Source organism: Rhodococcus sp. (in: high G+C Gram-positive bacteria), assembly GCF_049286785.1.
Lineage (GTDB): Bacteria > Actinomycetota > Actinomycetes > Mycobacteriales > Mycobacteriaceae > Rhodococcus_F.
The window spans coordinates 1-26955 of sequence record NZ_JBAQEO010000195.1; the positions used below are offsets into that span (position 1 = coordinate 1).

Consider the following 26955-nt stretch of genomic DNA (forward strand, 5'->3'; position numbering starts at 1 on the left):
GGGCACTGAGCGGAGCGATCAACGGGCACTGAGCGGAGCGATCAAGGGGGCACTGAGCGAAGCGATCAACGGGCAGCCGGATGTCGGCAGCCCCCGGGGGTCCGGGCGCGCGTCGCGTCCCGTCGCATCCGACTCTGCGCCGCCGGTCACCGGAGTTCCAAGCCTCCGGGCCGTCGTCTCGTATGTATTCGGTAGCGAACGTCGAGGGTCGGGCCCGGCGTCTGGGCGAAGGCCTTCGCCGCGGTTCGCTTCGTGAACTCGATGCCCAGCACTTCGCGGAGTGCGCCCCGGTCCGGGAACTGCCAGCGCGTCTCCACTCGCTGCAGGTCGAAACCCTGAGCAGCAAAGAAGGCCTCCACCGTGGACGGGCGGTACTGCGGCAGATCGGCGCGCATCCATTCTCCGTACGGATGGGCGGTGGCATCGAGATCGACCACCACGAGTGTTCCGCCGGGTCGCAGCACGCGCATGGCTTCCCGGATCCCGGGCCCGCAACCGGGGCCGAAGAAATACGCGGTGCGCGCATGCACCACGTCCACCGTCGCGTCGTCGAGAGGGAGGCACTCCGCCGAGCCTGCGGTGACCTGAATGTTGCTGAGACCCGCGATTCGCCGGCGGGCCAGTTCGAGCAGTGGCGGATGAGGTTCGATTCCGATGACTGCGCCGGCCGAATCGGCGAACACCGGAAGGTGGAAGCCCGAACCGCAGCCGACGTCTACCACTGTTCGTCCGGTCCAGTCCAGCGTCGCCGTGAGGTGCCGGAAGATGGCTCCGTCCACGTCCTGCGCACGATTCTCGACCTCGTACAGTTCGGGCCAGTGCCAGATGTTCGGACTCGGAATCGTCACGGCCACACCGTCAGACCAGAGCCGTCAGCACCAGCCAGGTCACGAACGCCGAAGGTAGCAGGGAATCGAGGCGGTCCATGATTCCGCCGTGCCCGGGGAGCAGTGTGCCCATGTCCTTGATTCCTAGTTCGCGTTTGACCTGCGACTCGATGAGGTCGCCCAGAGTCGCGGTCACCACGAGAACAATGCCTAGGAGTACGCCGATCATCGAATTCTCGTCGAGGATCAGCGTGACGGTCAGAATGCTGCCGATGACACAGAACAACAGGGAACCGAAGAACCCTTCCCACGACTTCTTGGGGCTGATCGCCGGCACCATGGGGTGTTTGCCGAAGAGAACACCCGCCGCGTATCCGCCCACATCGGAGCAGACCACGCCGATCATCAGGCAGAGTACCCGCCCCGCGCCGTCGTCCTGCCGCACCATCAACAATGCGAACGATGCGAAGAGCGGCACCCAGGCCGCCACGAACACGGTGATCGCGCTATCGCGCAGAAAGTTCTGTGGCGCGGTCTTCAGACCGTGGTCGAAGAGGCGCCACACCATACAGACCAGGGCCGTACCCGCGAAGGCGCTGAGCACACCCACCGGGCCGAACGGCCAACCCAGCCAGAGCACTGCCTGTCCGCCGAGGATCAGCGGTATACGCGGGACGCTGATATCGGACTCACGCAGGCGCTTGGTCACTTCCCAGGTGGCGACTGCCATTGCGACCGACACCACCCCGAACCAGGCGAGCGGAAGATAGAGGAGGATCAGGATCACTCCGACGCCGAGCCCGCCGCCCACGGCGATCGCCGCGGGCAGGTTTCTCCCGGCCTTCGACGGCGCGGCCGGTCTCACCCCGGACTCCGAGACCGGCTCGGGAGGCTCACCCTCGGAAAGGGGCCCCTTTGGGGTCCCGGGTTCTGCTGGCACGGTCACTGTCCCCGATCCACTCCTCGTCTCGCCCCCTACACTTCCAGTAATTCGGCTTCCTTGTGCTTCACCAGCTCGTCGATCTGCGCCACGTAACGGTGTGTCGTCTTGTCGAGCTCCTTCTCGGCCCGACCCACCTCGTCCTCGCCGGCGTCGCCATCCTTCTGGATGCGCGACAACTCGTCCATGGCTTTGCGACGCACGTTGCGCACCGATACCTTCGCGTCCTCGCCTTTCGCCTTGGCCTGTTTGACCAATTCGCGGCGGCGTTCCTCGGTGAGCTGCGGAACCGCGATGCGGATGATGTTTCCGTCGTTGGTGGGATTGACACCGAGATCCGAATTACGGATCGCCTTTTCGATGGCCCCGAGCTGACCCGCATCGTAGGGCTTGACCACGACGAGTCGCGCCTCCGGCACGTTGATGCTGGCCAGCTGGGTGATCGGGGTGAGGGAACCGTAGTAGTCGATCGCGATGCGTGAGAACATCCCAGGATTGGCTCGGCCGGTCCGAATCGATCCCAGATCGTCCTTGGCGACCGTGACAGCCTTCTCCATCTTCTCCTCGGCTTCGAAGAGAGCTTCATCAATCACGGCTGTTCCTCCATGTCGTTCTGCATCGATTCGTCACTGCACTGCCTCGTCACTGCCCAGCCTCGTCACTGCCCAGGCTCGTCACTGCCCTGCTCGTGGAGTCGCTGTTTCGCGAACACCCTCCGTCACAGAGTCTCACCCGCGTCACGACTTGACGAGCGTTCCGATCTTCTCACCGGACACCGCCCGAGCAATATTCCCCTCGGTCAGCAGATTGAAAACCATGATCGGCATGTCGTTGTCCATGCACAGGCTGAACGCCGTCGCATCGGCCACCTTGAGACCCTGTTCGATCACTTCACGATGAGTGATCTGCGTGTACATCTTCGCGTCGGGGTCGATGCGCGGGTCTGCCGAGTAGACGCCGTCGACAGCCTTGGCCATCAACACCACCTCGGCACCGATCTCGAGGGCGCGCTGCGCTGCCGTCGTGTCGGTCGAAAAGTACGGCATTCCCATGCCTGCACCGAAGATGACGACGCGACCCTTCTCGAGATGCCGCTGGGCACGCAGCGGGATGTACGGCTCCGCGACCTGGCCCATCGTGATCGCCGTCTGAACGCGGCTGTCGATGCCCTCTTTTTCCAGAAAGTCTTGCAGTGCAAGGCAGTTCATCACGGTCCCCAGCATGCCCATGTAGTCGGAACGCGCGCGGTCGAGTCCCCGCTGCTGCAGCTCCGCACCGCGGAAGAAGTTGCCACCACCGATGACCACCGCCACCTGGACTCCGGATCGGACGACTTCTGCGATCTGCTCCGCAACCTTCGTCACGACATCAGGATCGAGTCCGACCTTTCCACCACCGAACATTTCCCCGCCAAGCTTGAGAAGGACTCGACGGAATCCCGGACGTTCGCTGGCTGGTTCGGACATTGCTCTCCTCAGTTCCACAGCACTGGTCGATTCGACAGCACTCGTCGGGTCGAGCACCGGCCTGCTCGACGCCATTCGGACGGCCACACTCATCCTGCCTCATCGAGCCGGTGAGGGTATACGTAGACCCCGTCGGGAAAATGCTCGCCCGACGGGGCCATACGGTTCACACGACTAACTCGAAGCGCCGACCTCGAACCGAACGAAGCGCTTGAGGGTCACCCCCGCCTCGTCCAGAATCGCCTTCACGGACTTCTTGGAGTCCTGGACCGAGTTCTGCTCGGTCAGCACGACGTCTTTGAAGTAGCCGTTGACGCGGCCTTCGATGATCTTCGGCAGAGCCTGCTCGGGCTTGCCCTCGGCGCGGGCCGTCTCCTCGGCGATGTGACGCTCACTGGCGACGACGTCCTCGGGCACCTCGTCGCGCGTGACGTACTTGGCCTTGAGTGCGGCAACCTGCATGGCGGCACCGCGAGCGGCCTCGGCAGCAGCCTCGCCCTCTCCGGTGTACTCGACGAGGACGCCGACAGCCGGCGGCAGATCAGCGCTGCGCTTGTGCAGGTAGACGGCAACCGGTCCGTCGAACGAAGCCAGCTTGCTCAGTTCGAGCTTCTCACCGATCTTCGCGGATTGCTCCTGCACGACCTGGTCGACGGTCTTACCGTCGAGCTCGAGCGCCTTGAGTGCAGCGATGCCGGCGGGCTTCGCTGCAGCAGCGACATCGACGATCGACTGTGCCAGCTTCAGGAAGTCTTCGTTCTTGGCGACGAAGTCGGTCTCGCAGTTGATCTCGAGCAGAACGCCGCCCTTGGCCACGACCAGACCCTCGGCCGTGGTGCGCTCAGCACGCTTGCCCACGTCCTTGGCGCCCTTGATGCGCAGCTGCTCCACAGCCTTGTCGAAGTCGCCCTCAGCCTCGGCGAGAGCGTTCTTGCAGGCCATCATTCCGGAGCCGGTCAGCTCGCGGAGCCGCTTGACGTCAGCGGCGGTGTAGTTCGCCATGGTGAGCGAGCCTCCTCATATGTCTGTTGGGACGTAAGTCAGGGTAGTACTCGGGCAGACGGTGAAACGGCCCCGACCAAAGGAGCTCTGGTCAGGGCCGTCTGCATCGGATCAAGCCTCGGTGGAGGGAGCCACTGCGGCGGGGGCTTCGGCGACCGGAGCAGCCTCACCCTCTGCAGCCGGGGCTGCCTCTGCGGCCGGGGCTGCGTCTGCGGCCGGGGCCGCCTGCGACAGGAGTTCCTGCTCCCACTCGGCGAGGGGCTCGCCGGCGCCGGCCTCGGGCTTCGCGTCCTTGTCGGCACTCAGTCCGGCACGGGCCTGCACACCCTCGGCCACTGCTGAAGCGACGACCTTGGTGAGCAGGGCGGCGCTGCGGATGGCATCGTCGTTGCCCGGGATCGGGTAATCGACGAGGTCGGGATCGCAGTTGGTGTCCAGTATCGCGATGACCGGGATCTTCAGCTTGCGCGCCTCGGCAACCGCCAGGTGTTCCTTGTTGGTGTCGACGATCCACACGGCGGAGGGAACCTTCGCCATGTCACGGATGCCGCCGAGGGTGCGGTCCAGCTTGGTCATCTCACGCGTGAGCATGAGGATTTCCTTCTTGGTACGCCCCTCGAAACCACCGGTCTGCTCCATCGACTCAAGTTCCTTGAGGCGGATCAGACGCTTGTGCACGGTCTGGAAGTTGGTGAGCATGCCGCCGAGCCAACGCTGGTTGACATAGGGCATTCCGACGCGAGTGGCCTCGGCCGCGATGGACTCCTGGGCCTGCTTCTTGGTGCCGACGAACAGGACGGTGCCGCCGTGGGCCACGGTCTCCTTGACGAACTCGTACGCCTTGTCGATGTACGTGAGCGTCTGCTGCAGGTCGATGATGTAGATGCCGTTGCGGTCGGTGAAGATGAATCGCTTCATCTTCGGGTTCCAGCGACGGGTCTGGTGACCGAAGTGCGTGCCGCTGTCGAGCAGCTGCTTCATTGTTACAACAGCCATGGCTGTTATCTCTCTTTCATTGCCGGTTGATGCAGAGCATCGTTGACGCTCCGCCCTGGCACCCGCGGACCATCGGACTCACACCGAGATGCGAGACCAGCCGATGGCCGATAACCTGCGCGGGCGCGCGAAGTCGGACTGTGACGAGCACAGACCGCTCGATCAGTGTACGGCCTCGGCGTCGCACGCCCTAACCGGCCGGCGTCGAACTTTCCTGCCGTGCCACAGCGTCGCCGTCGACGCAAGGTCGGCCGGGTATCTGTGGACGGATCCGGTTCGCTCCACAGATGTGCCTTCCGACCGTCCGGCTGGGCCGGCGCGCGGCATGATCGAACCATGGCACCCACTGCAACGATCGTGCGCGTTCTCGTCGCCGCGTTCGTGTACTCGGGCGCCGCGCTGGTGGTGAATCCCGATCCGGTCTCTGCCGCGCCGGACGCGATGTTCGACTGGCCTCTGCATCCGCGACCGCGTGTGGTCCGGGCGTTCGACAATCCCGAGCACGACTGGCTTCCCGGCCACCGCGGCGTGGACCTCGGTGGGGTGGCCGACCAGGCCGTGCTTTCCGCGGGCGCCGGTGTGGTGGTGTTCGCGGGCCTGGTGGCCGGAAAACCCGTGGTGTCCGTCGACCATCCGGGTGGACTTCGCACCACCTACGAACCGGTGACGGCGCGGGTCACCACCGGGGTCCGGGTAGGCCGTGGAACCGTGCTCGGCACCCTCGAACCCGGACACCCGGGTTGCATTGCTCCGGTGTCAGCGTGCCTGCACTGGGGTCTGCGGCGAGACCGCGAGTACCTCGACCCGCTCGGACTCCTGCCGGTCGTGCCCGTGCGGCTCGAGCCCGTCGTTCCGGAGTAGGACTTCCGAGGTCATGCACCAGCTAACGCCATTCCGCAACGGCATGGCGACCCGCCGATTCCGGGAAATCGTCTGCCACCATCGCCGCGAGTTCCACGAATGCCTTCCGCGTCTCGGGCCGCAGCAGTTCCAGGTCGACCACGGAACCCTCCGCAAGATGTTCGTCGAACGGCACCACCGTCACGGCCCGGCACCGGAGCAGAAAGTGGTTGGTGAGTTCCTTCATGTCGATCGTGCCCGAGCCCGGGCGGGCTGCACTGATCACCACCACAGTGCGCGCGACGAGATGTCCGTAACCGTGGTGCTGCAGCCAGTCCAGGGTGGCCGCCGCGCTGCGCGCCCCGTCGATTGCGGGCGAACTGACCAGGACGAGGGAGTTTGCCAGTTGCAGGACACCGTTCATTGCGGAGTGCATGATGCCTGTGCCGCAGTCGGTGAGGATGATGTTGTAGTACACCCGCAGGATGTCGATGACGCGGCGGTAGTCGTCCTCACTGAACGCCTCGGAGATGGCCGGATCCTGCTCGCTCGCGAGCACCTCCAGCCTGCTCGGCGCCTGCGACGTGTGGGCCCGCACATCCGAATATCGCCGGATCGTCGGCTCCGCGGCGATGAGATCACGCACCGTCGAATGCGTTTGCAGTGGCACACGCTGCGCAAGGGTCCCGAAATCGGGGTTGGCGTCGACGGCGATCACACAGTCTCCGCGCAGGGAGGCGAATGTGGAACCCAGCGCAATGGTTGTCGTGGTCTTGCCGACACCACCCTTGAGTGACAGGAAGGCGATCCGGTAGTCGCCCTGAATCGGCTGCCGGATACGTGCGAGTAGTGCGGCGTCACGTACGGCCTGCGCCGACTCCCCCGGATTGATCGTTCCTCCGGTGAGCCGGTGCACCCCGCGCCGCCATCCGCGACTCGGCGCCTTCCGTGAGCGCGCGAGCAGGGCGTCCGCCACCAGGTCCTGATTCGTCACCCGGTGCTGAGCCGGGATCTGCGTCGCTTCGTCCCAGTGCTGCACCCCCCACGGATCCCGCCCGGGCCCTCCCCCGGAAGCGGCGCCCTCGTTCCGCCAGACAGGGTGCTGCCCGGTCACGTCTTCGCGGTCCACGATTCCCCCCGGATGGTGCGCAGCAGTTGTCGCCTCGGTTTCCCGTTTCCGGGGCGACGCTACCGGAACCGGTCATCCGGACGGCGACCGTCAGGCGCGCGGATGGGCCTGATCGTGGACGGCACGCAGGCGCGCCACGGAGACGTGGGTGTAGAGCTGCGTCGTCGCGAGGCTCGCGTGCCCCAGCAGTTCCTGCACCACGCGTAGATCGGCACCCCCTTCGAGAAGATGGGTGGCCGCGGTATGACGCAGACCGTGGGGGCTGAGGTCGGGAGCACCGGGCACCGCGGACAGAACCTCGTGCACGACTGTCCGCGCCTGGCGTTGATCCAGACGCTTTCCCCGCTTACCGAGGACGAGCGCCTGCCCCGAGCCGTCCGTGGCCAGTGCGGGGCGACCGACGTGTAGCCACAGATCCATGGCCTCTGCGGCAGGCTTGCCGTAGGGCACGGAACGTTCCTTGTTGCCTTTACCGATCACCCGCAGCAACCGGCGTTCGCGGTCGACCGAGCCGAGGTCGAGACCACACAACTCCCCTACGCGGATCCCCGTGGCGTACAGCAGTTCCACGATGAGGCGGTCACGGAGAGCAATCGGATCATTCTGCTGCGCACCCGATTCGGCGGCGTTCATGGCATCGGCCGCCTGCGACTGCCGCAGGACCGACGGTAGCGTGCGGTGTGCCTTGGCCGCGCCGAGCCGGGCCCCCGGATCCGTCGGAATTCGGCGGGTCCGCATCAACCACGCAGTGAAGTTGCGCACCGACGACGTGCGCCGGGCCAGGGTTGTGCGAGCGACACCTGCCGCGGATTGCTCTGCCAGCCAGGAACGCAGAGCATGTATGTCGAGTTCGCTGAACGTGGCGTCGGGCGACTTCGACTGCCAGTGCCGCAGCATCGACCCGGCGTCCGTGACGTAGGCCTTCACCGTGTGCTCGGAGCGTCCACGCTCGAGGCGCAGGTGCCGCGCGTATTCGTCGAGCACCGCCTGCCACGGCGGACTCGGATCGGTGCTCATGTGCTCACCGTTGCGCCGGGCGCAGGATTTGGCAAGCGCACGCGCCGACGACGCTCTTTCCTCTGACGAGCCGGAGTCCTACCGCCCGGACTGCGCGGGACCAAAGTCCCCATTCTCCGCCGATCTCTCGACATACTTCCTTACTAGGTTAGAGTTACCTTACCCAGTGTTGCGTCGCCGAAAGGGGCCGTCATGTACGCGCCGAAACCGGCGAAACATGCTGTTACCGAGCATGAGTCGGGCAGACTCACTCTTGCCGATCTGCCGCCCGGCCAGAGTGCGCGCATCACCGATTTCGACTCCCGTACGCCAGAAGCAGTGGCCACCCGACTGCGGCATCTGGGATTCCGGGCGGGCACGGTGATTGTGCATCTGCGCACCGCGCCGCTCGGTGATCCATCCGTATACCGGCTCCTCGGCTACGAAATGTGCCTCCGACGCCGCGAGGCCCGTCACATCCGAATCGCGCAGGAGACAGCGTCGTCATGACGGACTCCTGCCACGACAGCAGCTCTACTGTGCGCGCGCCCAGCGGAAGTACCCGCATCGCTCTGATCGGTAGTCCGAATGCCGGCAAGACCAGCGTGTTCAACCACCTCACCGGCATGCGTGCGCGCACCGGCAACTATCCGGGCGTCACCGTCACCCGCCGAGTCGGCACCGGCCGGTACAAGGGCACGTCCGGGACGACGCAGTTCACCGTCGAGGATCTGCCCGGCGCCTACAGCCTGCACCCCATCAGCCCCGACGAGCAGGTCGTCGCCGACCTGCTGCGCGGCGACCTGCTGGGGGTGGAGGTGCCCGACGCGGTAGCCGTGGTCGTCGACGTCACCGCCCTCGAGCGATCACTGTCGCTGATCGCCCAGGTCCTCGCACTCGGAAAGCCGACGATGGTGGTACTCACCATGACCGACGAGCTCGCTGCCCGCGGCGGACGTCTGGACATCGCCAGATTGTCCGAAGCGCTCGGCGTCCCGGTCGTCGGTGTCATCGGCAGCAAAGGCAAAGGCTTCGGGGCGCTCCGCGCACTCTTCGCCGACCCCGGCAGCTGGAGCACCGTCCCGATGCCCCCTCCCCTCGACGACGACGAATTCAATGCGTGGGTCGGATCGATCCTGGCGACCTGCCGCTACCTCTCCCCTGCCGCGGACACGAGAACCGCTCGGATCGATCGAGTGCTGCTGCACCCGTTGTGGGGCACGCTCGCCTTCCTCGCGGTGATGTTCTGCTTCTTCCAGGTGGTATTCACCGTCGCGGCACCGTTCCAGGACGGCCTCGAGATGTTCTTCGGGTGGCTGGGCGGGATTGTCGACGACAATATCGGCAACCCGGTACTCAGCGGTCTGATCGGCTCGGGTGTCATCGGTGGCGTCGGCTCGGTTCTGGTATTCATCCCGCAGATCGTGCTGATGTTCCTGCTGATCTCACTGCTCGAGAACGTCGGCTACATGTCCCGGGCGGCGTTCCTCGTGGACAGGCTCATGGCCACCACCGGCCTCGAGGGCCGAGCATTCGTCGCCATGCTGTCCTCGCTCGCCTGCGCTGTTCCGGGAATCATGGCCACCCGGACGATGCCGTCTTCGCGGGACCGGATCGCCACCATCATGGCTGCACCGTTGATGACCTGTTCGGCTCGGCTACCGGTCTACATCCTGCTCATCGGCCTGCTCGTCGACTCGGACTCCCACTGGGGGCCGCTGTCGCTGCAGGGCACGACGATGTTCGCCCTGTACCTGTTCGGCGGTTTCGCGGCGATGACGGCCGCCTGGGTGTTCAAGAGGTCCGTGCTTCGCAGCGACATGCTGCCGTTCTTCATGGAAATGCCGCCGTATCGGTTCCCCTCCCCCAAATCGGTGTTCATGACGATGTGGGACTCGGCGAAGGTGTTTCTCCGCAAGGCGGGAACCATCATCCTGACCGCCTCCATCGCTTTGTGGTTCATGCTGAATCTGCCGATGCGTACCGCTGAAACTGCGAGCATGAGCGAGTCCGCTGCGGCCGCCTATGTGCTCGACCATTCTTTCGCTGCCTCAATCGGTACCTGGATCGAGCCGCTCTTCGCGCCACTCGGCTTCGATTGGCGGATCGCTGTCGGACTGATCGGGGCGCTGGCCGCCCGCGAGGTCTTCGTTTCGACCCTCGGCCAGATCTTCGCCGCCCAGAACCCGGAAGATCCGACCATTGCCCTCCAGAACGCGGTCTACACGTCCGGCCCCCATGAAGGATTGCCGGTCTTCACCACTCCCACGATCGTCGCGCTGCTGGTGTTCTTCGTCTTCGCGCTGCTGTGCATGTCGACTCTCGCCACCATCCGCCGCGAGACAGCTTCGTGGAAATGGCCCGCGGTCGCCTTCGGCTACATGTTCGCGCTGGCCTGGGCCTGCGCGTTCGCCGCCCGGCACCTCACGATCTGGATCACGGGGGTGGGATCGTGAACCGGATCCTGCTCCATCCCGAAGCCAACGACGACCCGCGAGTGCTGCGCTGGATCACCGGCCAGAGCCTGCCACCGGAGCACACGCGTACCGCCTTGGCACATCTGGTGAGGGACGGTGTCCTCGACGGCATCGATATCTCGGCAGGCCAGGTCCGGACGCGACTTGCGCCAGGACGGGATTGGCAGTCTGATGGTGCGGTCGTCCGGTCGGCGCTGTTCGCCGCGCTGACCGGAGAGGAGTCCACCCAGCCGAGCGGCGACGAGTGCGCGCAGCCGAGCGGCGACGAGTCCCGACCCGCCGTCGATCTCCAGCGCGGGATCGCGGACCTCCTCGAGCGGGGCGCCTCCGCGGTTGCGGCCTCGCACGGCGGCAACATCCGTCTGCTGGACGTCACCGACGGTGTCGTCACCATCGAAATGGCTGGGGCGTGTGTCGGGTGCTCCGCCGCCGGCCGGACACTCGAAAAGCTCATATCCGAGACCGTGCGCGCTCGCTACCCAGAGGTCCGCGCGGTGCGGGCGGTGCATCCCACCCCGCGCGCCCGTGCCGCCCGTCTCCTTCCGGCGCTGTCCCGGCGTCGCGGCCGGCCGGCCTGAACCACCTGCGTCTGGTTGGAATGCGCGGTCGGTCACCTCATACCCGCGACCACCCCGTGTCATCGGATTCGACGAACCCTTCCATCTCCAGTAGCGGCAACACCGCGCGAACCTGATCGATCGTCACCCCCGACGCTTCCGAGAGCTCCCGAACCCCTTGTGCCCCGCTGGCCGGTAACGCCTCGTACACCAGCAAGGCTTCTCCCGACAACACATCGAGATCTAGTGCAACAGAGTCCCGTTCGGTATCACGTAACCCGACCGGTCCAGCCTCTTCCACCACATCTCCGGCGTTCGCGACCAGCCGCGCCTCCCCCTCCCGAATCATGCGATTGCACCCGGTCGACGACGCCGAGGTGATCGGGCCCGGTACCGCCATCACCGGGCGCCTGAGTTTGCGCGCCCATCCCGTCGTGTTGCGGGCACCACTGCGCCAGCCCGCTTCAACCACCACGACACCGTCGGACAGGCTCGCCACCAACCGGTTTCGGGCGAGAAACCGATACCGGGCCGGCGCCGTACCGGGCGCGTACTCACTGATCACCGCACCATTGAGAGCGATCTGCCGCAGCAATCGTGCATGCCCGGCCGGATACGCGCGATCCACACCGCACGCGAGCACCGCCACCGACAAACCACCCACCCCCAGCGCCGCCCGATGCGCAGCACCGTCGATCCCGAACGCGGCACCCGACACGATGGTCCACCCGTCCACGGCGAGATCCCCCGCGATCTCGGCGGTCACGTGCTCGCCGTAACCACTCGATGCCCGCGTGCCCACGACCGAGATGGCACGCTCGGTGAGTTCGGATATCGATCGAGACCCCAGGACCCACAACGCCAGCGGCGCACCCTCGTCGCGGCTTCCGGCCAGATTGTCGAACGCGAGCATCCGCCATTGCGGCCACTCCGCGTCGTCGGGCGTCACCAGTCGTCCACCCAACCCGGCCACGAGGTCGAGGTCCTGCTCTGCGGTATCGAGATGCGCCCGGGCGACCGTCTTCTCACCCAGGAGCGCTGACAGATCCCGTTCTCGGACAGCACGTGCAGCCTCTTCGGGCCCCACCTCGTCCACGAGCTGGGCCAACGGCCGGCACGGCCCCTGCACCACCTTCGACAGGTACGCCCACGCGCGCCTGCGCGGATCGTGCGCCCCACCGGAATCGACGGCACCGACCCCCATTTCGGCTGTCACTGGAAACTCCGATCCCGAAATCCCAACGCAATCACTATCTGCTCCGGACCCGGCGTATCCAGCCCGGCCAGGTCGCTGACGGTCCATGCCACTCTCAACGCCCGGTCCGCCCCGCGGGCGGTGATGATCCCCTTGCGCAGCGCTCGTTCAACCGGTGCCAAAGCTGGACGCGACAGCCGGAACTTCTGCCGTAGCGCCGGCCCCGGCACCTCGGCATTTGTTCGCCAGCCGTGGCCGGACCACCGCTCTGCGGCGGCACCACGCGCGTCCGCCACCCGCTTGCGCACGTTCTCGGTGCTCTCGCCCACCTCGTCGATGAACGCGCCCGTTGCGACCGCCTGCATCCGCACACGCAGATCGACCCGGTCGAGCAATGGGCCCGACAGCTTTCCCAGGTACCGGCGCCGCGCGGTGGGCGCACACACGCAATCCGCTTCCCGCGCTGGTGCGCACGGGCACGGGTTCGCCGCGAGAATCAGCTGGAACCGTGCCGGGTAGCGGGCCACACCATCCCTTCGCGCGATACGCACCTCCCCGTCCTCGAGCGGTGTCCGCAACGCTTCCAGAACCTTGGTGCCGATCTCGGCGCACTCGTCGAGAAAGAGAACACCCCGGTGAGCTCGACTGACAGCACCGGGCTTCGCGATTCCGCTGCCGCCTCCCACCAGCGCGCTGACCGATGCCGTGTGGTGCGGTGCGATGAACGGCGGCATGTCGATCAGCGGGCGCTCCGGAGGAAGGAGCCCGGCCACGGAGTGGATCGCCGTCACTTCCAGCGACTCACTTTCGGTCAATGGTGGCAGGACCCCGGGAAGGCGTTGCGCCAACATCGTCTTTCCCACCCCCGGTGGTCCCGTGAGCATCAGATGATGTGCACCGGCGGCGGCGACTTCGATTGCCCACCTCGCCTCCGCCTGACCCACCACCTCGCTGAGATCACCTCGCACCGGCGTCGCCATCATCCGATCTGCCGGCTCCGGGTACTCGAGGTCGCGCTCCCCCCGCAACCAGGCGACCACCGACCGCAGATCCCTGGCGCCGAGAATTTCGATGCCGCTGACGAGTCCCGCTTCGGGCAGCGTCTGCACCGGAACCACCACCGTGGCCCACCCGGCGTTCTTCGCCGCCAGAACTGCGGGAAGAACTCCGCGCACGGCCCGAAGCCGGCCATCGAGGGCCAACTCACCGAGTAACACCGTTGCCCGGAGACGATCGCGCCTGACCTGATTGGCCGCGTCGAGCACCGCCGCTACGAGCGCCAGGTCGTACACGGATCCCACCTTCGGCAACGTGGCCGGAGACAAGGCCAGGATCACTTTCGAATCCGGCCACTGCTCACCGGAATTCGTCACTGCAGCCCTGATGCGGTCCCGGGCCTCCTGCAGCGCTGTGTCCGGCAGCCCCACCAGATGCACCGCCGGCAGACCACGGCCGATGTCTGCCTCGATCTCGACCAGCTGACCATCCACCCCGGTCACGGCCACCGAATGCGCTCGCCCCAATGCCATCAGAACGCGTCCCGCACATGCTCGATCTGCGGTTGTCCACCATGCGCAAGCATGATCGCGACGACATCGAACCGCACCCGTGACCAGTGCCTGCCCGAATTATGCAACCACTCCACCGCCAGCAGACGGATCCGTCGCTGCTTCGTGTAGGTCACCGCCTCGGAGGGAGACCCGAAACCGAGTCCCCGCCGCGTCTTCACCTCTACGAAGACCAGCCACTCACCCTCTGCGGCAATGAGATCCACTTCCCCGTGCCGCGAACGCCAGTTCCGCTCGATGATCTCCATGCCCGCCTCGGTCAAGTACCGGGCGGCCAGATCCTCCCCGTGCGCTCCGAGCGCAAGATTGTGCGCCATCGCAGCCTCCGTCGACTCCCCCGGCGATCCACCGATGTGAACCGCACCCGAGACAACGGTGCCCCACCATGAGGCGATCGCACTACTGCCAACAGGGCGTACGAATTGCCCTGTGGATCAAGGAGGAGTTGGGGACAACTCTGCTTCTCCGACCGTCCACGGGCAGAAATTCGCAGGTCGGGCATGTCAAGCCCTAGCTCCCCGGAACGGGGCCGCCCGGTCCGATCGGCCTGCCCGCATTCCAGGGGTGGTTCATCTCCACGTCCGCGCTTGCGGGTGGGGCCGTCTACGACAAACCGTTGTCCGGAAGCCGCAGATCGGGCTTGTCGAGTTCTTCGATGTTCACGTCCTTGAACGTAATGACCCGGACGTACTTCACGAACCGGGCGGGACGGTACATGTCCCACACCCAGGCATCCGACATACGCAGTTCGAAGTAGATTTCGCCATCTGCATTGTGTGGAAGCAGTTCCACCGAGTTAGCCAGGTAGAACCGACGCTCCGTCTCCACGACGTAGGAGAACTGACCGACGATGTCCCGATACTCACGGTAGAGCGACAGCTCCATCTCGGTTTCGTACTTCTCGAGATCCTCGGCACTCATCGGTCTCGGAGTCCTCCTGCTCTTGTGTGAACTGTCATCATCTCGCACTGCCCGAACTGTTATCCAGTCGGTCCGGCAGCGCCGCTACGTTGGCCCATGACCTGCGGTGTTCCGGGCAAGGACCCAGCTCGTCCAGTGCAGCCATGTGCCCGGGAGTGCAGTAACCCTTGTGGATCGCAAACCCGTACCCGGGATGCAGGTCGTCCATCTCGACCATCACTCGATCCCGGGACACCTTTGCCAGGATGCTTGCGGCCGCGATGCATGCGGCCGCGCCGTCGCCCCCGATCACGGGCAGCGAGGGCGCGGGGAGACCTGGAACGCGGAAACCGTCGGTGAGCACATAGCCCGGCGGCGTCGTCAGCCCGGCGACCGCCCGCCTCATTCCCTCGATGTTGGCTACGTGAACACCGATCCGATCCACTTCCTCAGCGGGAATCGACACGACACTCCACGCCAACGCCAGCCGTTGTATGGCCGGGAAGAGTTCCTCCCGGGTGCGTTCGGTGAGTTTCTTGGAATCGTCGAGACGGGCAAGCGCGGGACAGGGCTTCGGGGCCAGCACGCAGGCGGCGACCACCAGCGGTCCTGCGCAGGCACCCCTGCCCGCCTCGTCCACACCGGCTACCGGGCCGAGACCGCTTCGGACCAGGGCCGATTCCATCGTCCGCAGACCGGACGACCTGCGGATGACGATGCGTGGCGGCCAGGAAGTCACTTGCCCTGGATATCGGGAGAACTGATGGTGCCCATGCGCGTCGGCGGCAACGCGATGAATATCGCCTTACCGATGACGTTATCGATCGGAATGGTGCCCTGCATGTCGTCCCCGACGTGATATCTGGAGTCCGCGGAGTTACTACGATTATCCCCCATCACCCACACATGCCCGTCGGGAACGGTGACGGGACCGAAGCAGCGAGCCGACTTCAGCGCGGTGTCACAGGCCTGGGTGCCGGGAACGAAGGGGAAATCGGCGACGACGTAGGGTTCCTCGATCGGCCGGCCGTCGACCAGGATGCGGCCCTGATCATCACAACACTCCACGGTCTGACCGCCGGTCGCGATGACTCGCTTGACGAGGTCGTTCTCGTCCGGGGGGACCAGGCCGACGAGCGATCCGAGTTCCTGGGTGCCGCGGATCACGACGTTCGAGGAGCGGGTCGAGACGAAATCCTGGGACCACGAGTCGGGACCACGGAAAACGATCACGTCACCCGGCCGGGGATCGCCGAAGTGGTAGCCGATCTTCTCGACCACGATGCGGTCGCCTGTGCATCCCGCGCAACCGTGAAGCGTCGGCTCCATCGACTCCGAGGGAATGAGATATACGCGGGCGATGAACGTCTGCAACAGAAAACTCAGGACCAGCGCGACGAGTATCAGGATCGGCAGTTCACGAAGGAAAGAGCGGGGCTTCTTCTCGGGTTTGCCACTGTTGCCGGTGGGGGTGTCGGCCGAATCGCCGGTGCTCTCGGATTCCGACGACAATGCCCGCTCCTTCGAAGAATCTGTCACGAAATCAGATTAGCCCGGCACCGTGTGGACACGGTGCCGGGCTCAGCTGAAAGATCAGCGCTTTTCCTTGATCTTGGCGGCCTTGCCACGCAGATCGCGGAGGTAGTACAGCTTGGCGCGACGAACGTCACCGCGGGTGAGGACCTCGATCTGCGCGATGTTGGGGCTGTGCACCGGGAAGGTGCGCTCGACGCCGACGCCGAAGGAAACCTTGCGGACGGTGAAGGTCTCGCGGACGCCACCACCCTGGCGGCGGATCACGACGCCCTTGAAGACCTGCACGCGCTCCTTCGAGCCTTCGATGACCTTGACGTGCACGTTCAGGGTGTCGCCGGGACGGAACTCGGGAATGTCCTCGCGGAGGGACTTCTTGTCCAGGAAATCGAGAGTGTTCATCGGTGTGCCATCCTTGCGTTTTCGCAGGAGCAGAGGAACCGAGCGGCACTCGGAGGTTCGATGACCACCTGCGCTCGTCTGGTTCGTGCCCAGATCAAGTATTGCTGCCTGGTCCAGGCAACCCGTCCATTGTGCCAGACAGGACTGCCTGGGGCGAAATCGGCGGCGGCGCCGGATGCACTACCTGATCGAGTTCTACCTCCGCCGCCACCTTGGCATGCTCGGCGGCTTCTTTCACATGTTCGGCGCTCGGTGTACCAGCGATGAAGTCCTGGACGAATATCTTGGCCCTGATCACCGGCCGTCGCCAGCGCCGCTCACGCTCGAGTGCCCGCAGCATCTTCTTCGGCTTGTCCGTGTACCGCCACCGCGCCCACGGCGCGCTCGGCCGGCCCAACCGGATGGCCCCGATCAGCAGGATCGGGAAGATGAACAGTCCGAGAAGACCGGTCCAGATCTTTCCCTTCGCCAGCACCACCGCGGCGATGAGCAGGTTCACGACGGCCAGGAGACCGATCACGAAGCGGATCCACAGTTCCGGTGAGTCCCGAAATCCGGTGACGTCCATCAGTTCCAGCGGACGGAGTCCGAGGAGCAACAGACCCGTCACCGCGACCGCCACGAAAACGGCGTCGACAGACGCGCGGCCTTCGTCCTGCCAGTACACGTCCTGCAGGTAGAAGATCAGCGCGAACTCGTCGAGCACCAGGGCGGCACCGATGCCGAAGAACGTGGCGAGCACGACACCGATCGTCTCGGTTCCGTCCACATAGACCGCGATGAGAGAGATACCCGACACCAGCATCGTGACCACGCCGAACACGACGTGATGGACGTGATGGCCGCCCGGAGTGACGTTTCCCGGCCACCAGGGCACTTCGGCGCGGATGAGTCGCACGCTCAACCTGATGAACAGGAACGCCGCGAGAAACCCGAGCAGAAAGAAGAGCAGGGGCAGACGCCCGTGCCCTACGACTTCCCGCTCGAGCCACTGCAGCATGGACACCACTATCTCAGTATCGAATCGAGGGTTCCGGCAAATCGGGCAGGCGCCTCCGACCTACTTGCCGAATCCCGCTTTCCGCAGCGCATCGGCCATCGATCCGGCAGCGGCCGGCGGACGCGTATCGCGTTGACGTTCGCGGCCGGACTGTTCCGGTTTTCCACCACTTCGGCGCGGGGCTCCCTGGCCGCCGCGTGGCCCTGCCTGCTTGCGCGGGGAGGCACCGATCTCGTCGTCCAACCGCAGCGTCAAACCGATCCGCTGACGCGCCTCGTCCACTTCGAGGACCTTCACCTTGACGACGTCCCCCGATTTGACGACATCGCGCGGATCCTTGACGAAGGCGTGGGACATCGCCGAAACATGGACGAGACCGTCCTGATGGACACCGATGTCGACGAAGGCGCCGAACGCGGCGACGTTTGTCACGACGCCCTCGAGCGTCATTCCGGGCTTCAGGTGGGACAGCTTCTCGATGCCGACGGCGAAGGTGGCCGTCTTGAACTCGGGACGCGGGTCACGGCCCGGCTTCTCGAGTTCACCGATGATGTCGGTGACGGTCGGCAGACCGAAGCGATCGTCGACGAAGTCGGTGGGATTCAGCCTGCGCAAGGCGGTGGTGTTACCGATGATCTCGCGAACCCCGCTGCCGGTGGCGTCGACGATCTTGCGCACCACCGGATAGGCCTCCGGGTGCACGCTCGACGCATCGAGCGGGTCGTCGCCGTTGGGGATTCGCAGAAAGCCCGCGCACTGCTCGAACGCCTTGGGGCCGAGCCGGGCGACGTCCTTCAGACCCTTACGACTGCGGAACGGTCCGTTCTGGTCGCGGTGCGCGACGATGCTCTCGGCCAGCGAACCCGCAATACCCGACACCCGGGACAGCAACGGCACCGACGCGGTGTTCACATCGACCCCGACAGCGTTCACCGCGTCCTCGACCACCGCGCCGAGAGACCGAGCGAGCAGGGTCTCCGACACGTCGTGCTGGTACTGGCCCACACCGATCGACTTGGGATCGATCTTCACCAGTTCTGCCAGCGGGTCCTGCAGGCGGCGGGCGATCGAGACCGCGCCGCGGATCGAGACATCCAGGTCGGGCAATTCCTGGGACGCATACGCGGACGCCGAGTACACCGACGCGCCGGCCTCGGACACCACGATCTTGGTGAGGTTCGTGGCGCCCGACTTGGCGATCAGTTCGGTGGCGAGAGCGTCCGTCTCTCGGGACGCGGTGCCGTTGCCGATGGCGATCAATTCCACACCGTACTTCACGACGAGCCCGGCGAGCGTCGCCAGCGAGGCGTCCCACTTGTTGTGCGGCTGGTGCGGGTAAATGGTCTCGTGCGCCACCACCTTGCCGGTGGCATCGACGACGGCGACCTTGGTTCCGGTCCGGAAGCCCGGGTCCAGACCCATGGTCGCGCGGGTTCCGGCGGGCGCCGCGAGCAGCAAGTCGCGCAGGTTGTTCGCGAATACCTCGACGGCGTCCTTCTCCGCCGACTGACGCAGTCGCATCCGCACGTCGATGCCCAGGGTGACGAGCATCTTGGTGCGCCACGCCCAACGCACGGTGTCGAGCAGCCACCTGTCGGCGAGGCGGCCTCGGTCCGCGATGCCGAAACGTCCGGCGATCCGGCCCTCGTACACGGTCGGCCTGCCCGGTTCCGGCTCCTCGGTGTCGGGCGCCAGGGTCAGCGAGAGAACCTCTTCCTTCTCACCGCGCAGCACCGCCAGGATGCGGTGGGAGGGCAACTTGGCGAACGGCTCGGAGAACTCGAAATAATCGGCGAACTTCGCACCGTCGGCCTCTTTGCCCTTCCGCACTGCGGACACCAACCGGCCTCGTGTCCACATCAATTCGCGGAGTTCGCCGACCAGATCCGCGTCCTCGGCGAAGCGCTCCACCAGAATTGCGCGGGCCCCGTCGAGCTGCTCGTCCGAATACGACGACGGGTCGGTCGTGGGGTCGCCGAGCAGCGCATCCGCGACAGGCTCGTGTCCGGCCTCGCGGGCGATCTGCGCCTTCGTACGCCGCTTCGGCTTGAACGGGAGGTAGATGTCCTCGAGCCGCGCCTTCGTCTCGGCCGTCATGATCTGTCCGCGCAGCTGATCATCGAGCTTGCCCTGCGACTCGACGGATTCGAGCACCGCGTTCCGCCGCTCGTCGAGCTCGCGCAGATACCGCAGCCGTTCTTCGAGCTGACGCAGCTGGGCGTCGTCGAGAGTTCCGGTGACTTCCTTGCGATAGCGGGCGATGAAGGGCACGGTGGCACCGCCGTCGAGAAGGTCCACGGCAGCCGCGACCTGCCCCTCCCGAACGTCGAGTTCCTCGGCAATGCGCTGATTCACAGTCTTGAGAGTCACGGAATTGGACCCTACCGCTAGGCTCGAAGCACCACGTCGGCGGCGAGGCCGTGGCACGATTGTCTGGAGAAAGACATGCGGAGGCTGATCCGGGCGCAGATTCCTGGCCTGCTCGTCTTGGCAGCCGCTCTCGCCTGCAGCGTCCCGCAGCCGATCGATTCCCCGGCCAACCTCTCCCTCTTCGACACCGTCACACCCGATACCTCCGCGGAAACGGTCTCTACCCCTCTCGTCGAGCGGATGACCTCCGCCACGGATGCGGCTGCTGCCGAACGTGGCGCACAGGTGTCGATCGCCATTCTCGACCGACGCTCCGGCAGCAACCTCGACAGCGCCGGATCCCAGCCGATCGAGAGCGCATCCGTGGCCAAACTCTTCATCGCCGCCCAGGTCTTCCACCTCGATGCGACCGGTGAGCGGCCCGTCACCGATGGCGACGGGCAACTGCTGGCACGGATGCTGGAATCCTCCGACGACTACGCCGCGAACGCGTTGTGGGACGAACTCGGCGGTCCGGACCTCGTCCCCGATGTCGCGGCCCGCTACCGGTTGAGCGCCACCACACCGCCATGGGACGGGCGGTGGTGGAACACCGAGACCACTGCATCCGACCTCGTGGCGTTCTACGACGGTCTCCTCGATGACCGCGACCGTCTCGGCCCGGAACGGATGGCAGAATTCGTCGGGTACCTCCGCGCATCGACTTCACGTGCGATCGACGGCTACGACCAGCGCTTCGGGATTCCCGACGGTCTGCCGGGTGAGAATTCTCTCGGCGTGAAACAGGGTTGGATGTGCTGCATCCAGGGCAGATGGATCCATCTGTCGAGCGGTGTGATCGGCGACGATGACCGTTACCTGCTCGCCGTCGCATCGAGGGAGGACATCCGATACGAGGACGACGAGGATTCGTATTACCCGGACACAGCGATCACCGATGTGACGGAGGATTCCAGCGCGCGGCATGCGCGAGACACCGTGACAGGTGTGGTGCGAGATCTGTTTCCCGCCGGCGTGATCGACAACTGGGCGCAGGGTTGAGCTGAAACAGGTTTCGACGTGATGCCGGAACCGGTTACGGCAGAAGGTCGGGGCGACGCTCGGCGGTGCGTTCGAGCGACTGTTCGCGGCGCCACGCCGCTATCTTCGCGTGGTCTCCGGACAGCAGGACCGGGGGAACGTCGAGTCCGCGCCACGTTGCGGGACGGGTATAGCTGGGCCCCTCGAGCAGTCCGTCCGAGAACGAATCTTCTTGGTGCGACTGCTGATTGCCGAGAACGCCGGGGATGAGCCGAACAAAGGCTTCGACCATCACCAGCACCGCCGCCTCGCCCCCGATGAGGACGTAGTCGCCGATGCTCACCTCTTCGACCCGCACGCGGCGCGCGGCGTCGTCGAAGACTCGTTGATCGATCCCTTCGTAGCGCCCGCAGGCGAAGACGATGTGCTTCTCCCCTGCCCATCGCTGCGCGGTGGTCTGGGTGAACGGGACGCCCGCGGGTGTGGGAACCACCAACAGTGGGTCGTGGTCTCCGACCGCGAGGACCTCGTCGAGGGCGGGACCCCACACACTGGGTTTCATGACCATTCCCGGTCCGCCGCCGTACGGCGAATCGTCGACGGCCTTGTGGACGTCATGCGTCCAGTTCCGAAGGTCGTGGACCTCGACGCAGAGGAGACCCTTGTCGATGGCCTTGCCGAGCAACGCCGCCCGCAAGGGTTCGAGGTACTCGGGGAAGATGGTGACCACGTCGAGACGCATGGCTACCGGTTCACTTCCCGTCGGCCGTTTCACCGAAATCAGGATCGAGAAGTCCCTCCGGCGGGTCTATCTCCACGATGCCGTCGGCCACGGACACCGACGTGACGATCGCCGCGACGAACGGGACGAGCAGTTCGCCGCCGAGTTCACCCGCACGGCGGACGGACAACAACTCTCCTGCGGCCGAGTGCAGAACCTCGGTGACGGTACCCACCTCGGTGCCGTCCCGGAGACGCACCGCGAGTCCCTCGAGTTCGTGATCGTAGAACTCGTCCGGGTCGTTCGAGGGCACCAATTCGGAGCTGTCGATGACGAACAACGTGCCACGGAGGGCATCCGCCGCGCCGCGGTCCGCGACGCCCTCGAGGCGCAGCAGAAGCCGCCCGGAATGCTCCCGGACGGCTTCTACCGTGTACGTGCTCAGATTCTGCTCGCGCCGCTTGTGTCCCTTCAACACTGCGCCGACGGTGAAACGCTCGTCGGGTTCGTCGGTACGAACCTCGACCACGATCTCACCCTTGATGCCGTGCGACTTCGCGACACGACCGACTACGAGCTCCACTGCAGCAGCCTCTACTGATCGGTGTCGACGACGTCGACACGAATCCCGCGGCCACCGATACCGGAGACCAGGGTGCGCAGGGCGGTCGCGGTACGACCACCGCGACCGATAACCTTACCGAGGTCGTCAGGGTTGACGTGCACCTCGACAGTGCGTCCCCGACGACCGGTGATCAGCTCGACACGAACGTCGTCGGGATTGGCGACGATGCCACGAACGAGATGCTCGACCGCATCGGCGACGACGGCGCTCACTTCTCAGCAGCCTCGGACTCTGCTGCAGCCTCGGCGGGCGCCTCGACAGCAGCCTCGGCGTCATCGGCCTTGGCCTTCTTCTTCTTGGGGGTGATGGCCTCGGAAACGGGCTCCTTCTCGGCCTGCGCGAGGGCAGCCTGGAACAACTCCAGCTTGGTCGGCTTCGGCTCCTTGACGCGGAGTGTGCCCTCGGTGCCCGGGAGGCCCTTGTACTTCTGCCAGTCACCGGTGATCTTCAGAAGAGCCTCGACGGGCTCGGTGGGCTGTGCGCCCACGCTGAGCCAGTACTGCGCGCGCTCGGAATCGATGTCGATCAGCGAGGGCTCTTCCTTGGGGTGGTACTTGCCGATCGTCTCGATCGCGCGACCGTTGCGGCGGGTACGGGCATCGGCAACGACGATGCGGTACTGGGGGTTCCGGATCTTGCCGAGCCGGGTGAGCTTGATCTTGACAGCCACTGCTGTACTTCTCCTTCAGTGCGCACGACAAGTGCACACGTGTCACGTGCAATTCAGCGACGCGCAGGAATAGCGCGCCCGGTTTTGCCTCTAATCTGTGACCGCCGCGCGGTACGTAACCGGATGCGACGAACAGCGGTCCATTCTGCCAGACCAACGCCGAAGGTGGAAAATCGGGTCACCTGGTCTTGACCACTTTCCCTCGCAACACCACGACGTCGGGAGCGGCGAGCGTCGCGGTACCGGTCCGGGGATCGGTGCGGAACACCAGCAGATCCGCAGAGGCTCCGGCCTCGAGTCCCGGCTGCCCGAGCCAGGAACGTGCCTCCCAGCACGCAGCGCCGAGCGCTTCCGTCGGGGTGAGCCCGACTCCCTTCAGTTCCTCGACCTCGTCGGAGACCCGCCCGTGCACGATCGAGCCGCCGGCATCCGTACCGGCATAGATCGGGATGCCTGCCTCGTGGGCGGCACCGATGGTGTCCTTCACGCGAGAGTGCAGATCCCGCATGTGGGCGGCGTACAACGGAAATCGGGATGCCGAATCCGCGATCTCGGGGAACGTCGCGATATTGATCAACGTGGGAACCAGCGCGGTTCCGTTCGAGACCATCAGGTCGATCGTCTCGTCGGTGAGCCCCGTGCCGTGTTCGATGCAGTCGATTCCCGCATTGATCAGGCCGGGAAGAGCGTCCTCGGCGAACACGTGCGCGGTGACGCGGGCACCTTCGCGATGCGCCGCCTCGATGGCCGCCACGAGAATGTCGTCACTCCACAGCGGCGCGAGATCGCCGGTGGACCGGTCGATCCAGTCACCGACGAGCTTCACCCACCCGTCGCCGGCCCGGGCCTGCCGGACCACCTCGGCAGGGAGTTGCTCCTCGTGCTCGATGTCCACGGGCAGCCCGCGGATGTACCGCTTGGGTGCGGCGATGTGCCGCCCGGCGCGGATGATGCGGGGCAGATCAGGGCGGTCGTCGATGAACCGGGTGTCCACGGGGGAACCGGCATCGCGGATCAGCAGAACGCCGGCGTCCCGTTCCGTCTCCGCCTGTGCCAGCAAGCCCTCGATGCTCTCGCCCCCACCGCCGCCGAACGTGATGCCGACATGGCAGTGCGCGTCGACCAGTCCGGGGACGATCCATCCCGACTCGCACACCGTCTCGGCACCGGGAATCGGTTCGGTGGACAGGACACCGTCCGCCACCCAGATCTCGACAGGCCGTTCGCCGGGCAGGCTCGTGCCCCGGAAGTGCAACGCGCCCATCGATTACTTCTTCGGGAGCTTCAGCTGGGACAGGTCGATACCCTCGAGACCGGGCGGCAACTCGTCCAGCCCCTTCGGCATCTTCGACAGATCCGGCATTCCGGCGGGCATTCCAGGGAAGCCACCCGGCAGACCACCGGGGAAGCCGCCACGCACCTTGGGTGGCGTGGGCCCCTTGCCGCCCTTCTTGCCTTTCTTGCCCTTCTTGCCGCGCTGCGCATTGCTGCCACGCGAGCCCGGCATGCCCATGCGTCCGGCCATCGCCGCCATCATCTTTCGGGCCTCGAAGAACCGGTCCACCAGCTGATTGACGTCGGACACCTTCACACCCGAACCGTTTGCGATGCGCAGCCGGCGTGACCCGTTGATGATCTTGGGATCTTCGCGCTCCGCGGGAGTCATGCCGCGGATGATGGCCTGCACCCGGTCGAGCTGCTTCTCGTCGACATTGGCGAGTGCGTCCTTCATCTGGCCGGCACCGGGCAGCATCCCGAGGAGATTGCCGATCGGACCCATCTTGCGGACAGCCATCATCTGCTCGAGGAAGTCCTCCAGTGTCAGCTGTCCCGACCCGATCTTCTGTGCGGTAGCCTCCGCCTGCTCGGCGTCGAAGTGCTGTTCCGCAGCCTCGATGAGGCTGAGTACGTCACCCATGCCGAGAATCCGGCTGGCCATACGATCGGGGTGGAAGACGTCGAAGTCGTCGAGCTTCTCACCGGTCGACGCGAACAGGATCGGCTGCCCGGTGACCTCGCGGACGCTGAGCGCGGCACCACCGCGGGCGTCGCCGTCGAGCTTGGTGAGCACGACACCGGTGAAACCGACCCCTTCGCGGAAGGCCTCGGCTGTGCTGACCGCGTCCTGACCGATCATCGCGTCGAGCACGAAGATGGTCTCGTCGGGATTCACGGCATCGCGGATTCCGGCGGCCTGCGCCATCAGATCGGCGTCGATACCGAGACGACCCGCGGTGTCGACGATCACCACGTCGTACTGCTTGTTGCGCGCCTCCTCTACACCGGCGCGCGCCACCTCGACCGGGTCGGCCGCGGTGATTCCCAGCGCGTTGTCGCCACCACCGATGGATGTACCGGGATGCGGTGCGTACACCGCCGCCCCGGCCCGTTCACCGACGATCTGGAGCTGGCTGACCGCGCCCGGGCGCTGCAGGTCACAGGCCACGAGCAGCGGGGTGTGGCCCTGGTCGCGCAGCCACTTGGCGAGCTTGCCGGCGAGTGTCGTCTTACCCGAGCCCTGCAGACCCGCCAGCATGATGACCGTCGGCGGAGTCTTCGCGAACGCCAGCCGCCGAGTCTCCCCACCGAGGATGCCGACGAGTTCCTCGTTGACGATCTTGACGACCTGCTGGGCGGGATTGAGCGCTGCGGAGACCTCCACGCCCTTCGCCCGTTCCTTGATCCTCGCGATGAACGCGCGCACCACCGGGAGGGCGACGTCCGCCTCGAGGAGGGCCAGTCGGATCTCACGACACGTGGCATCGATGTCGGCTCCGGATAGGCGACCCTTGCCACGCAGATCCTTGAGGGCTCCGGTCAACCTGTCGGAAAGGGATTCGAACACCGAGTGCGCTCCTGAAGTCGTGCGAGTGTGCGGGAGATATTCTCGGGGACCAGCGTAGCCGCTCCCCCCGTGCCTATCACGCTGCCCCGTTCACTCTCCCGGGCTGCCCTCCACAGGCTTCGGCCTGGGCAGGGGAACCACCGCGAGGATCGCCTTCTCGATCTCCCCGCGGCTCGCGCGAGTATCGCCGCCGAGATCGAGGCAGAACGCGTCGACCACGGACGAGCCCAGCGTGGTCACGCGGGCCCAGCGGACGTCGGCCCTGCACGAGTCGAATGCCGCGGCCAGCCTGCAGAGCAGACCCAGCCGGTCCTCTGCCCTGAGCTCGAGGATCACCTCACCGGAGGGCGAGGTGTCGAACCAGATGATCCGCGGCGGGGCCTGGGCATACAGCACCGGAACCGCCGCCTCGCCGCGTTCCTCCTCCGCAGCCACACGCTGGTTCTCCTTCGCCTCTTCCTCCTTCGCCGTGAGCATCTCCAGCAGATTCAGCTCTCCGGCGATGGCCCGGATCAGCTCCTGACGGATCAGACCGGCCTGCGGAGGTGCGCCGAAACGCGGGGACACCACGAACGAGTTGACGGCCGACCCCTCCGAACTACCCAGCGACGCCGAGTACACCCGCAGCGAATGCAGCGCCAGCACCCCCGCCGCCTGGGACAACAGACCGCGTTCATCGGGCGCGATGACAGTGACCACGAAGGTGTGGGGGCTTTCTCCGGGATCGAGAGCGACATGGACGCCACCGGTCGCCGCGAGCATGACGTGCTCGGGATCGAGCGGATCGGGCGTGGGCAGCATCTCCCCCGCCATCACCAGCCGGCACCGGCGCACGAGTTCACCGATCAGCGAAGACTTCCATTCGCCCCACACGCC

28 protein-coding genes and 1 pseudogene are annotated in these 26955 nt (G+C 65.8%); 5 read left to right on the forward strand and 24 right to left on the reverse strand.

Annotated elements, in window-relative coordinates:
* Positions 1–146: 146 nt before the first annotated feature.
* The 6 genes from WAW17_RS07930 to rpsB all read right to left on the reverse strand — a co-directional run bounded on the left by WAW17_RS07930 (position 147) and on the right by rpsB (position 5231).
* Positions 147–848: a class I SAM-dependent methyltransferase gene (locus tag WAW17_RS07930; protein ID WP_422332441.1), complete on the reverse strand. Its 702-nt coding sequence runs from the start codon at positions 846–848 to the stop codon at positions 147–149.
* Positions 849–858: 10 nt separating this feature from the next.
* Positions 859–1773, reverse strand: a complete 915-nt coding sequence (locus WAW17_RS07935) for a phosphatidate cytidylyltransferase (RefSeq protein ID WP_422332442.1) — start codon at positions 1771–1773, stop codon at positions 859–861.
* A 29-nt stretch (positions 1774–1802) separates the two neighbouring features.
* Positions 1803–2360 carry a ribosome recycling factor gene (gene frr, locus WAW17_RS07940; protein WP_422332443.1) on the reverse strand — a complete coding sequence of 186 codons (558 nt, stop codon included), beginning with the start codon at positions 2358–2360 and terminating at the stop codon, positions 1803–1805.
* A 144-nt stretch (positions 2361–2504) separates the two neighbouring features.
* A complete protein-coding gene (gene pyrH, locus WAW17_RS07945; protein WP_422332444.1) occupies positions 2505–3233 on the reverse strand; it encodes a UMP kinase in 729 nt (242 codons plus the stop codon).
* Positions 3234–3407: 174 nt separating this feature from the next.
* A complete protein-coding gene (tsf, locus tag WAW17_RS07950; protein WP_422332445.1) occupies positions 3408–4235 on the reverse strand; it encodes a translation elongation factor Ts in 828 nt (275 codons plus the stop codon).
* 111 nt (positions 4236–4346) lie between these two features.
* Positions 4347–5231, reverse strand: a complete 885-nt coding sequence (rpsB, locus tag WAW17_RS07955; protein WP_422332446.1) for a 30S ribosomal protein S2 — start codon at positions 5229–5231, stop codon at positions 4347–4349.
* A 261-nt stretch (positions 5232–5492) separates the two neighbouring features.
* Here rpsB and WAW17_RS07960 point away from each other — a divergent pair, with 261 nt between their 5' ends.
* Positions 5493–6092 carry a M23 family metallopeptidase gene (locus tag WAW17_RS07960; RefSeq protein WP_422332462.1) on the forward strand — a complete coding sequence of 200 codons (600 nt, stop codon included), beginning with the start codon at positions 5493–5495 and terminating at the stop codon, positions 6090–6092.
* Positions 6093–6114: 22 nt separating this feature from the next.
* Here the strand turns inward: WAW17_RS07960 and WAW17_RS07965 are convergent, their stop codons facing one another.
* Together WAW17_RS07965 and WAW17_RS07970 are read right to left on the reverse strand one after the other, a co-directional pair.
* Entirely contained in the window at positions 6115–7110 is a 996-nt protein-coding gene (locus tag WAW17_RS07965) for an AAA family ATPase (RefSeq protein ID WP_422332463.1), read from the reverse strand.
* 180 nt (positions 7111–7290) lie between these two features.
* Positions 7291–8217 (reverse strand): tyrosine recombinase XerC, encoded by a 927-nt coding sequence (locus tag WAW17_RS07970; protein WP_422332447.1) that lies wholly within the window; start codon positions 8215–8217, stop codon positions 7291–7293.
* 192 nt (positions 8218–8409) lie between these two features.
* On the opposite strand from WAW17_RS07970, the gene WAW17_RS07975 reads away from it, so the two are divergent.
* The 3 genes from WAW17_RS07975 to WAW17_RS07985 are packed head-to-tail and all read left to right on the forward strand — an operon-like array spanning position 8410 to position 11251.
* A complete protein-coding gene (locus WAW17_RS07975) occupies positions 8410–8706 on the forward strand; it encodes a FeoA family protein (RefSeq protein WP_422332448.1) in 297 nt (98 codons plus the stop codon).
* Positions 8703–10652, forward strand: a complete 1950-nt coding sequence (feoB, locus tag WAW17_RS07980) for a ferrous iron transporter B (RefSeq protein ID WP_422332449.1) — start codon at positions 8703–8705, stop codon at positions 10650–10652. Before WAW17_RS07975 ends, feoB begins: the two co-directional genes overlap by 4 nt.
* Positions 10649–11251: a NifU family protein gene (locus tag WAW17_RS07985; RefSeq protein WP_422332450.1), complete on the forward strand. Its 603-nt coding sequence runs from the start codon at positions 10649–10651 to the stop codon at positions 11249–11251. The genes feoB and WAW17_RS07985 overlap by 4 nt, the downstream gene beginning before the upstream one ends.
* Before the next feature lie 37 nt (positions 11252–11288).
* Here WAW17_RS07985 and dprA read toward each other — a convergent pair whose 3' ends face one another.
* The 9 genes from dprA to WAW17_RS08030 form a co-directional block, all read right to left on the reverse strand.
* Entirely contained in the window at positions 11289–12434 is a 1146-nt protein-coding gene (gene dprA, locus WAW17_RS07990) for a DNA-processing protein DprA (RefSeq protein ID WP_422332464.1), read from the reverse strand.
* An 8-nt stretch (positions 12435–12442) separates the two neighbouring features.
* Positions 12443–13954, reverse strand: coding sequence for a YifB family Mg chelatase-like AAA ATPase (locus tag WAW17_RS07995; RefSeq protein WP_422332451.1), 1512 nt, complete (start codon positions 13952–13954; stop codon positions 12443–12445).
* Positions 13954–14310, reverse strand: a complete 357-nt coding sequence (locus tag WAW17_RS08000) for a YraN family protein (protein WP_422332452.1) — start codon at positions 14308–14310, stop codon at positions 13954–13956. Before WAW17_RS08000 ends, WAW17_RS07995 begins: the two co-directional genes overlap by 1 nt.
* A gap of 286 nt (positions 14311–14596) precedes the next feature.
* Positions 14597–14914 carry a DUF2469 domain-containing protein gene (locus tag WAW17_RS08005; protein ID WP_005240496.1) on the reverse strand — a complete coding sequence of 106 codons (318 nt, stop codon included), beginning with the start codon at positions 14912–14914 and terminating at the stop codon, positions 14597–14599.
* A gap of 37 nt (positions 14915–14951) precedes the next feature.
* The gene (locus WAW17_RS08010; RefSeq protein ID WP_422332453.1) at positions 14952–15632 is read right to left on the reverse strand and encodes a ribonuclease HII; all 681 of its coding nucleotides are present in this window, start codon (positions 15630–15632) and stop codon (positions 14952–14954) included.
* The gene (lepB, locus tag WAW17_RS08015; protein WP_422332465.1) at positions 15629–16405 is read right to left on the reverse strand and encodes a signal peptidase I; all 777 of its coding nucleotides are present in this window, start codon (positions 16403–16405) and stop codon (positions 15629–15631) included. Before lepB ends, WAW17_RS08010 begins: the two co-directional genes overlap by 4 nt.
* An 81-nt stretch (positions 16406–16486) precedes the next feature.
* Positions 16487–16828, reverse strand: a complete 342-nt coding sequence (gene rplS, locus WAW17_RS08020; RefSeq protein WP_422332454.1) for a 50S ribosomal protein L19 — start codon at positions 16826–16828, stop codon at positions 16487–16489.
* A gap of 94 nt (positions 16829–16922) precedes the next feature.
* Positions 16923–17828: a hypothetical protein gene (locus WAW17_RS08025; RefSeq protein ID WP_422332455.1), complete on the reverse strand. Its 906-nt coding sequence runs from the start codon at positions 17826–17828 to the stop codon at positions 16923–16925.
* 60 nt (positions 17829–17888) lie between these two features.
* Positions 17889–20198 (reverse strand): Tex family protein, encoded by a 2310-nt coding sequence (locus WAW17_RS08030; RefSeq protein ID WP_422332456.1) that lies wholly within the window; start codon positions 20196–20198, stop codon positions 17889–17891.
* A 75-nt stretch (positions 20199–20273) separates the two neighbouring features.
* Here WAW17_RS08030 and WAW17_RS08035 point away from each other — a divergent pair, with 75 nt between their 5' ends.
* On the forward strand, positions 20274–21239 hold the full coding sequence (locus tag WAW17_RS08035) for a serine hydrolase (protein ID WP_422332457.1): 966 nt from the start codon (positions 20274–20276) through the stop codon (positions 21237–21239).
* Positions 21240–21273: 34 nt separating this feature from the next.
* On the opposite strand, the gene trmD is transcribed toward WAW17_RS08035, so the two are convergent.
* From trmD to WAW17_RS08070, 7 genes and pseudogenes are all read right to left on the reverse strand, one after another.
* Entirely contained in the window at positions 21274–21960 is a 687-nt protein-coding gene (gene trmD, locus WAW17_RS08040) for a tRNA (guanosine(37)-N1)-methyltransferase TrmD (protein WP_422332466.1), read from the reverse strand.
* Between the two features lie 10 nt (positions 21961–21970).
* Entirely contained in the window at positions 21971–22522 is a 552-nt protein-coding gene (gene rimM / locus WAW17_RS08045) for a ribosome maturation factor RimM (RefSeq protein ID WP_422332458.1), read from the reverse strand.
* An 11-nt stretch (positions 22523–22533) separates the two neighbouring features.
* Positions 22534–22776 (reverse strand): RNA-binding protein, encoded by a 243-nt coding sequence (locus WAW17_RS08050; RefSeq protein ID WP_005240479.1) that lies wholly within the window; start codon positions 22774–22776, stop codon positions 22534–22536.
* On the reverse strand, positions 22773–23234 hold the full coding sequence (gene rpsP, locus WAW17_RS08055; protein ID WP_422332459.1) for a 30S ribosomal protein S16: 462 nt from the start codon (positions 23232–23234) through the stop codon (positions 22773–22775). Before rpsP ends, WAW17_RS08050 begins: the two co-directional genes overlap by 4 nt.
* A 178-nt stretch (positions 23235–23412) precedes the next feature.
* Entirely contained in the window at positions 23413–24498 is a 1086-nt protein-coding gene (locus WAW17_RS08060) for an amidohydrolase family protein (RefSeq protein WP_422332460.1), read from the reverse strand.
* 3 nt (positions 24499–24501) lie between these two features.
* A complete protein-coding gene (gene ffh / locus WAW17_RS08065) occupies positions 24502–26079 on the reverse strand; it encodes a signal recognition particle protein (RefSeq protein WP_422332461.1) in 1578 nt (525 codons plus the stop codon).
* Between the two features lie 90 nt (positions 26080–26169).
* Positions 26170–26955: pseudogene (locus WAW17_RS08070) on the reverse strand ([protein-PII] uridylyltransferase); the annotation flags it as partial.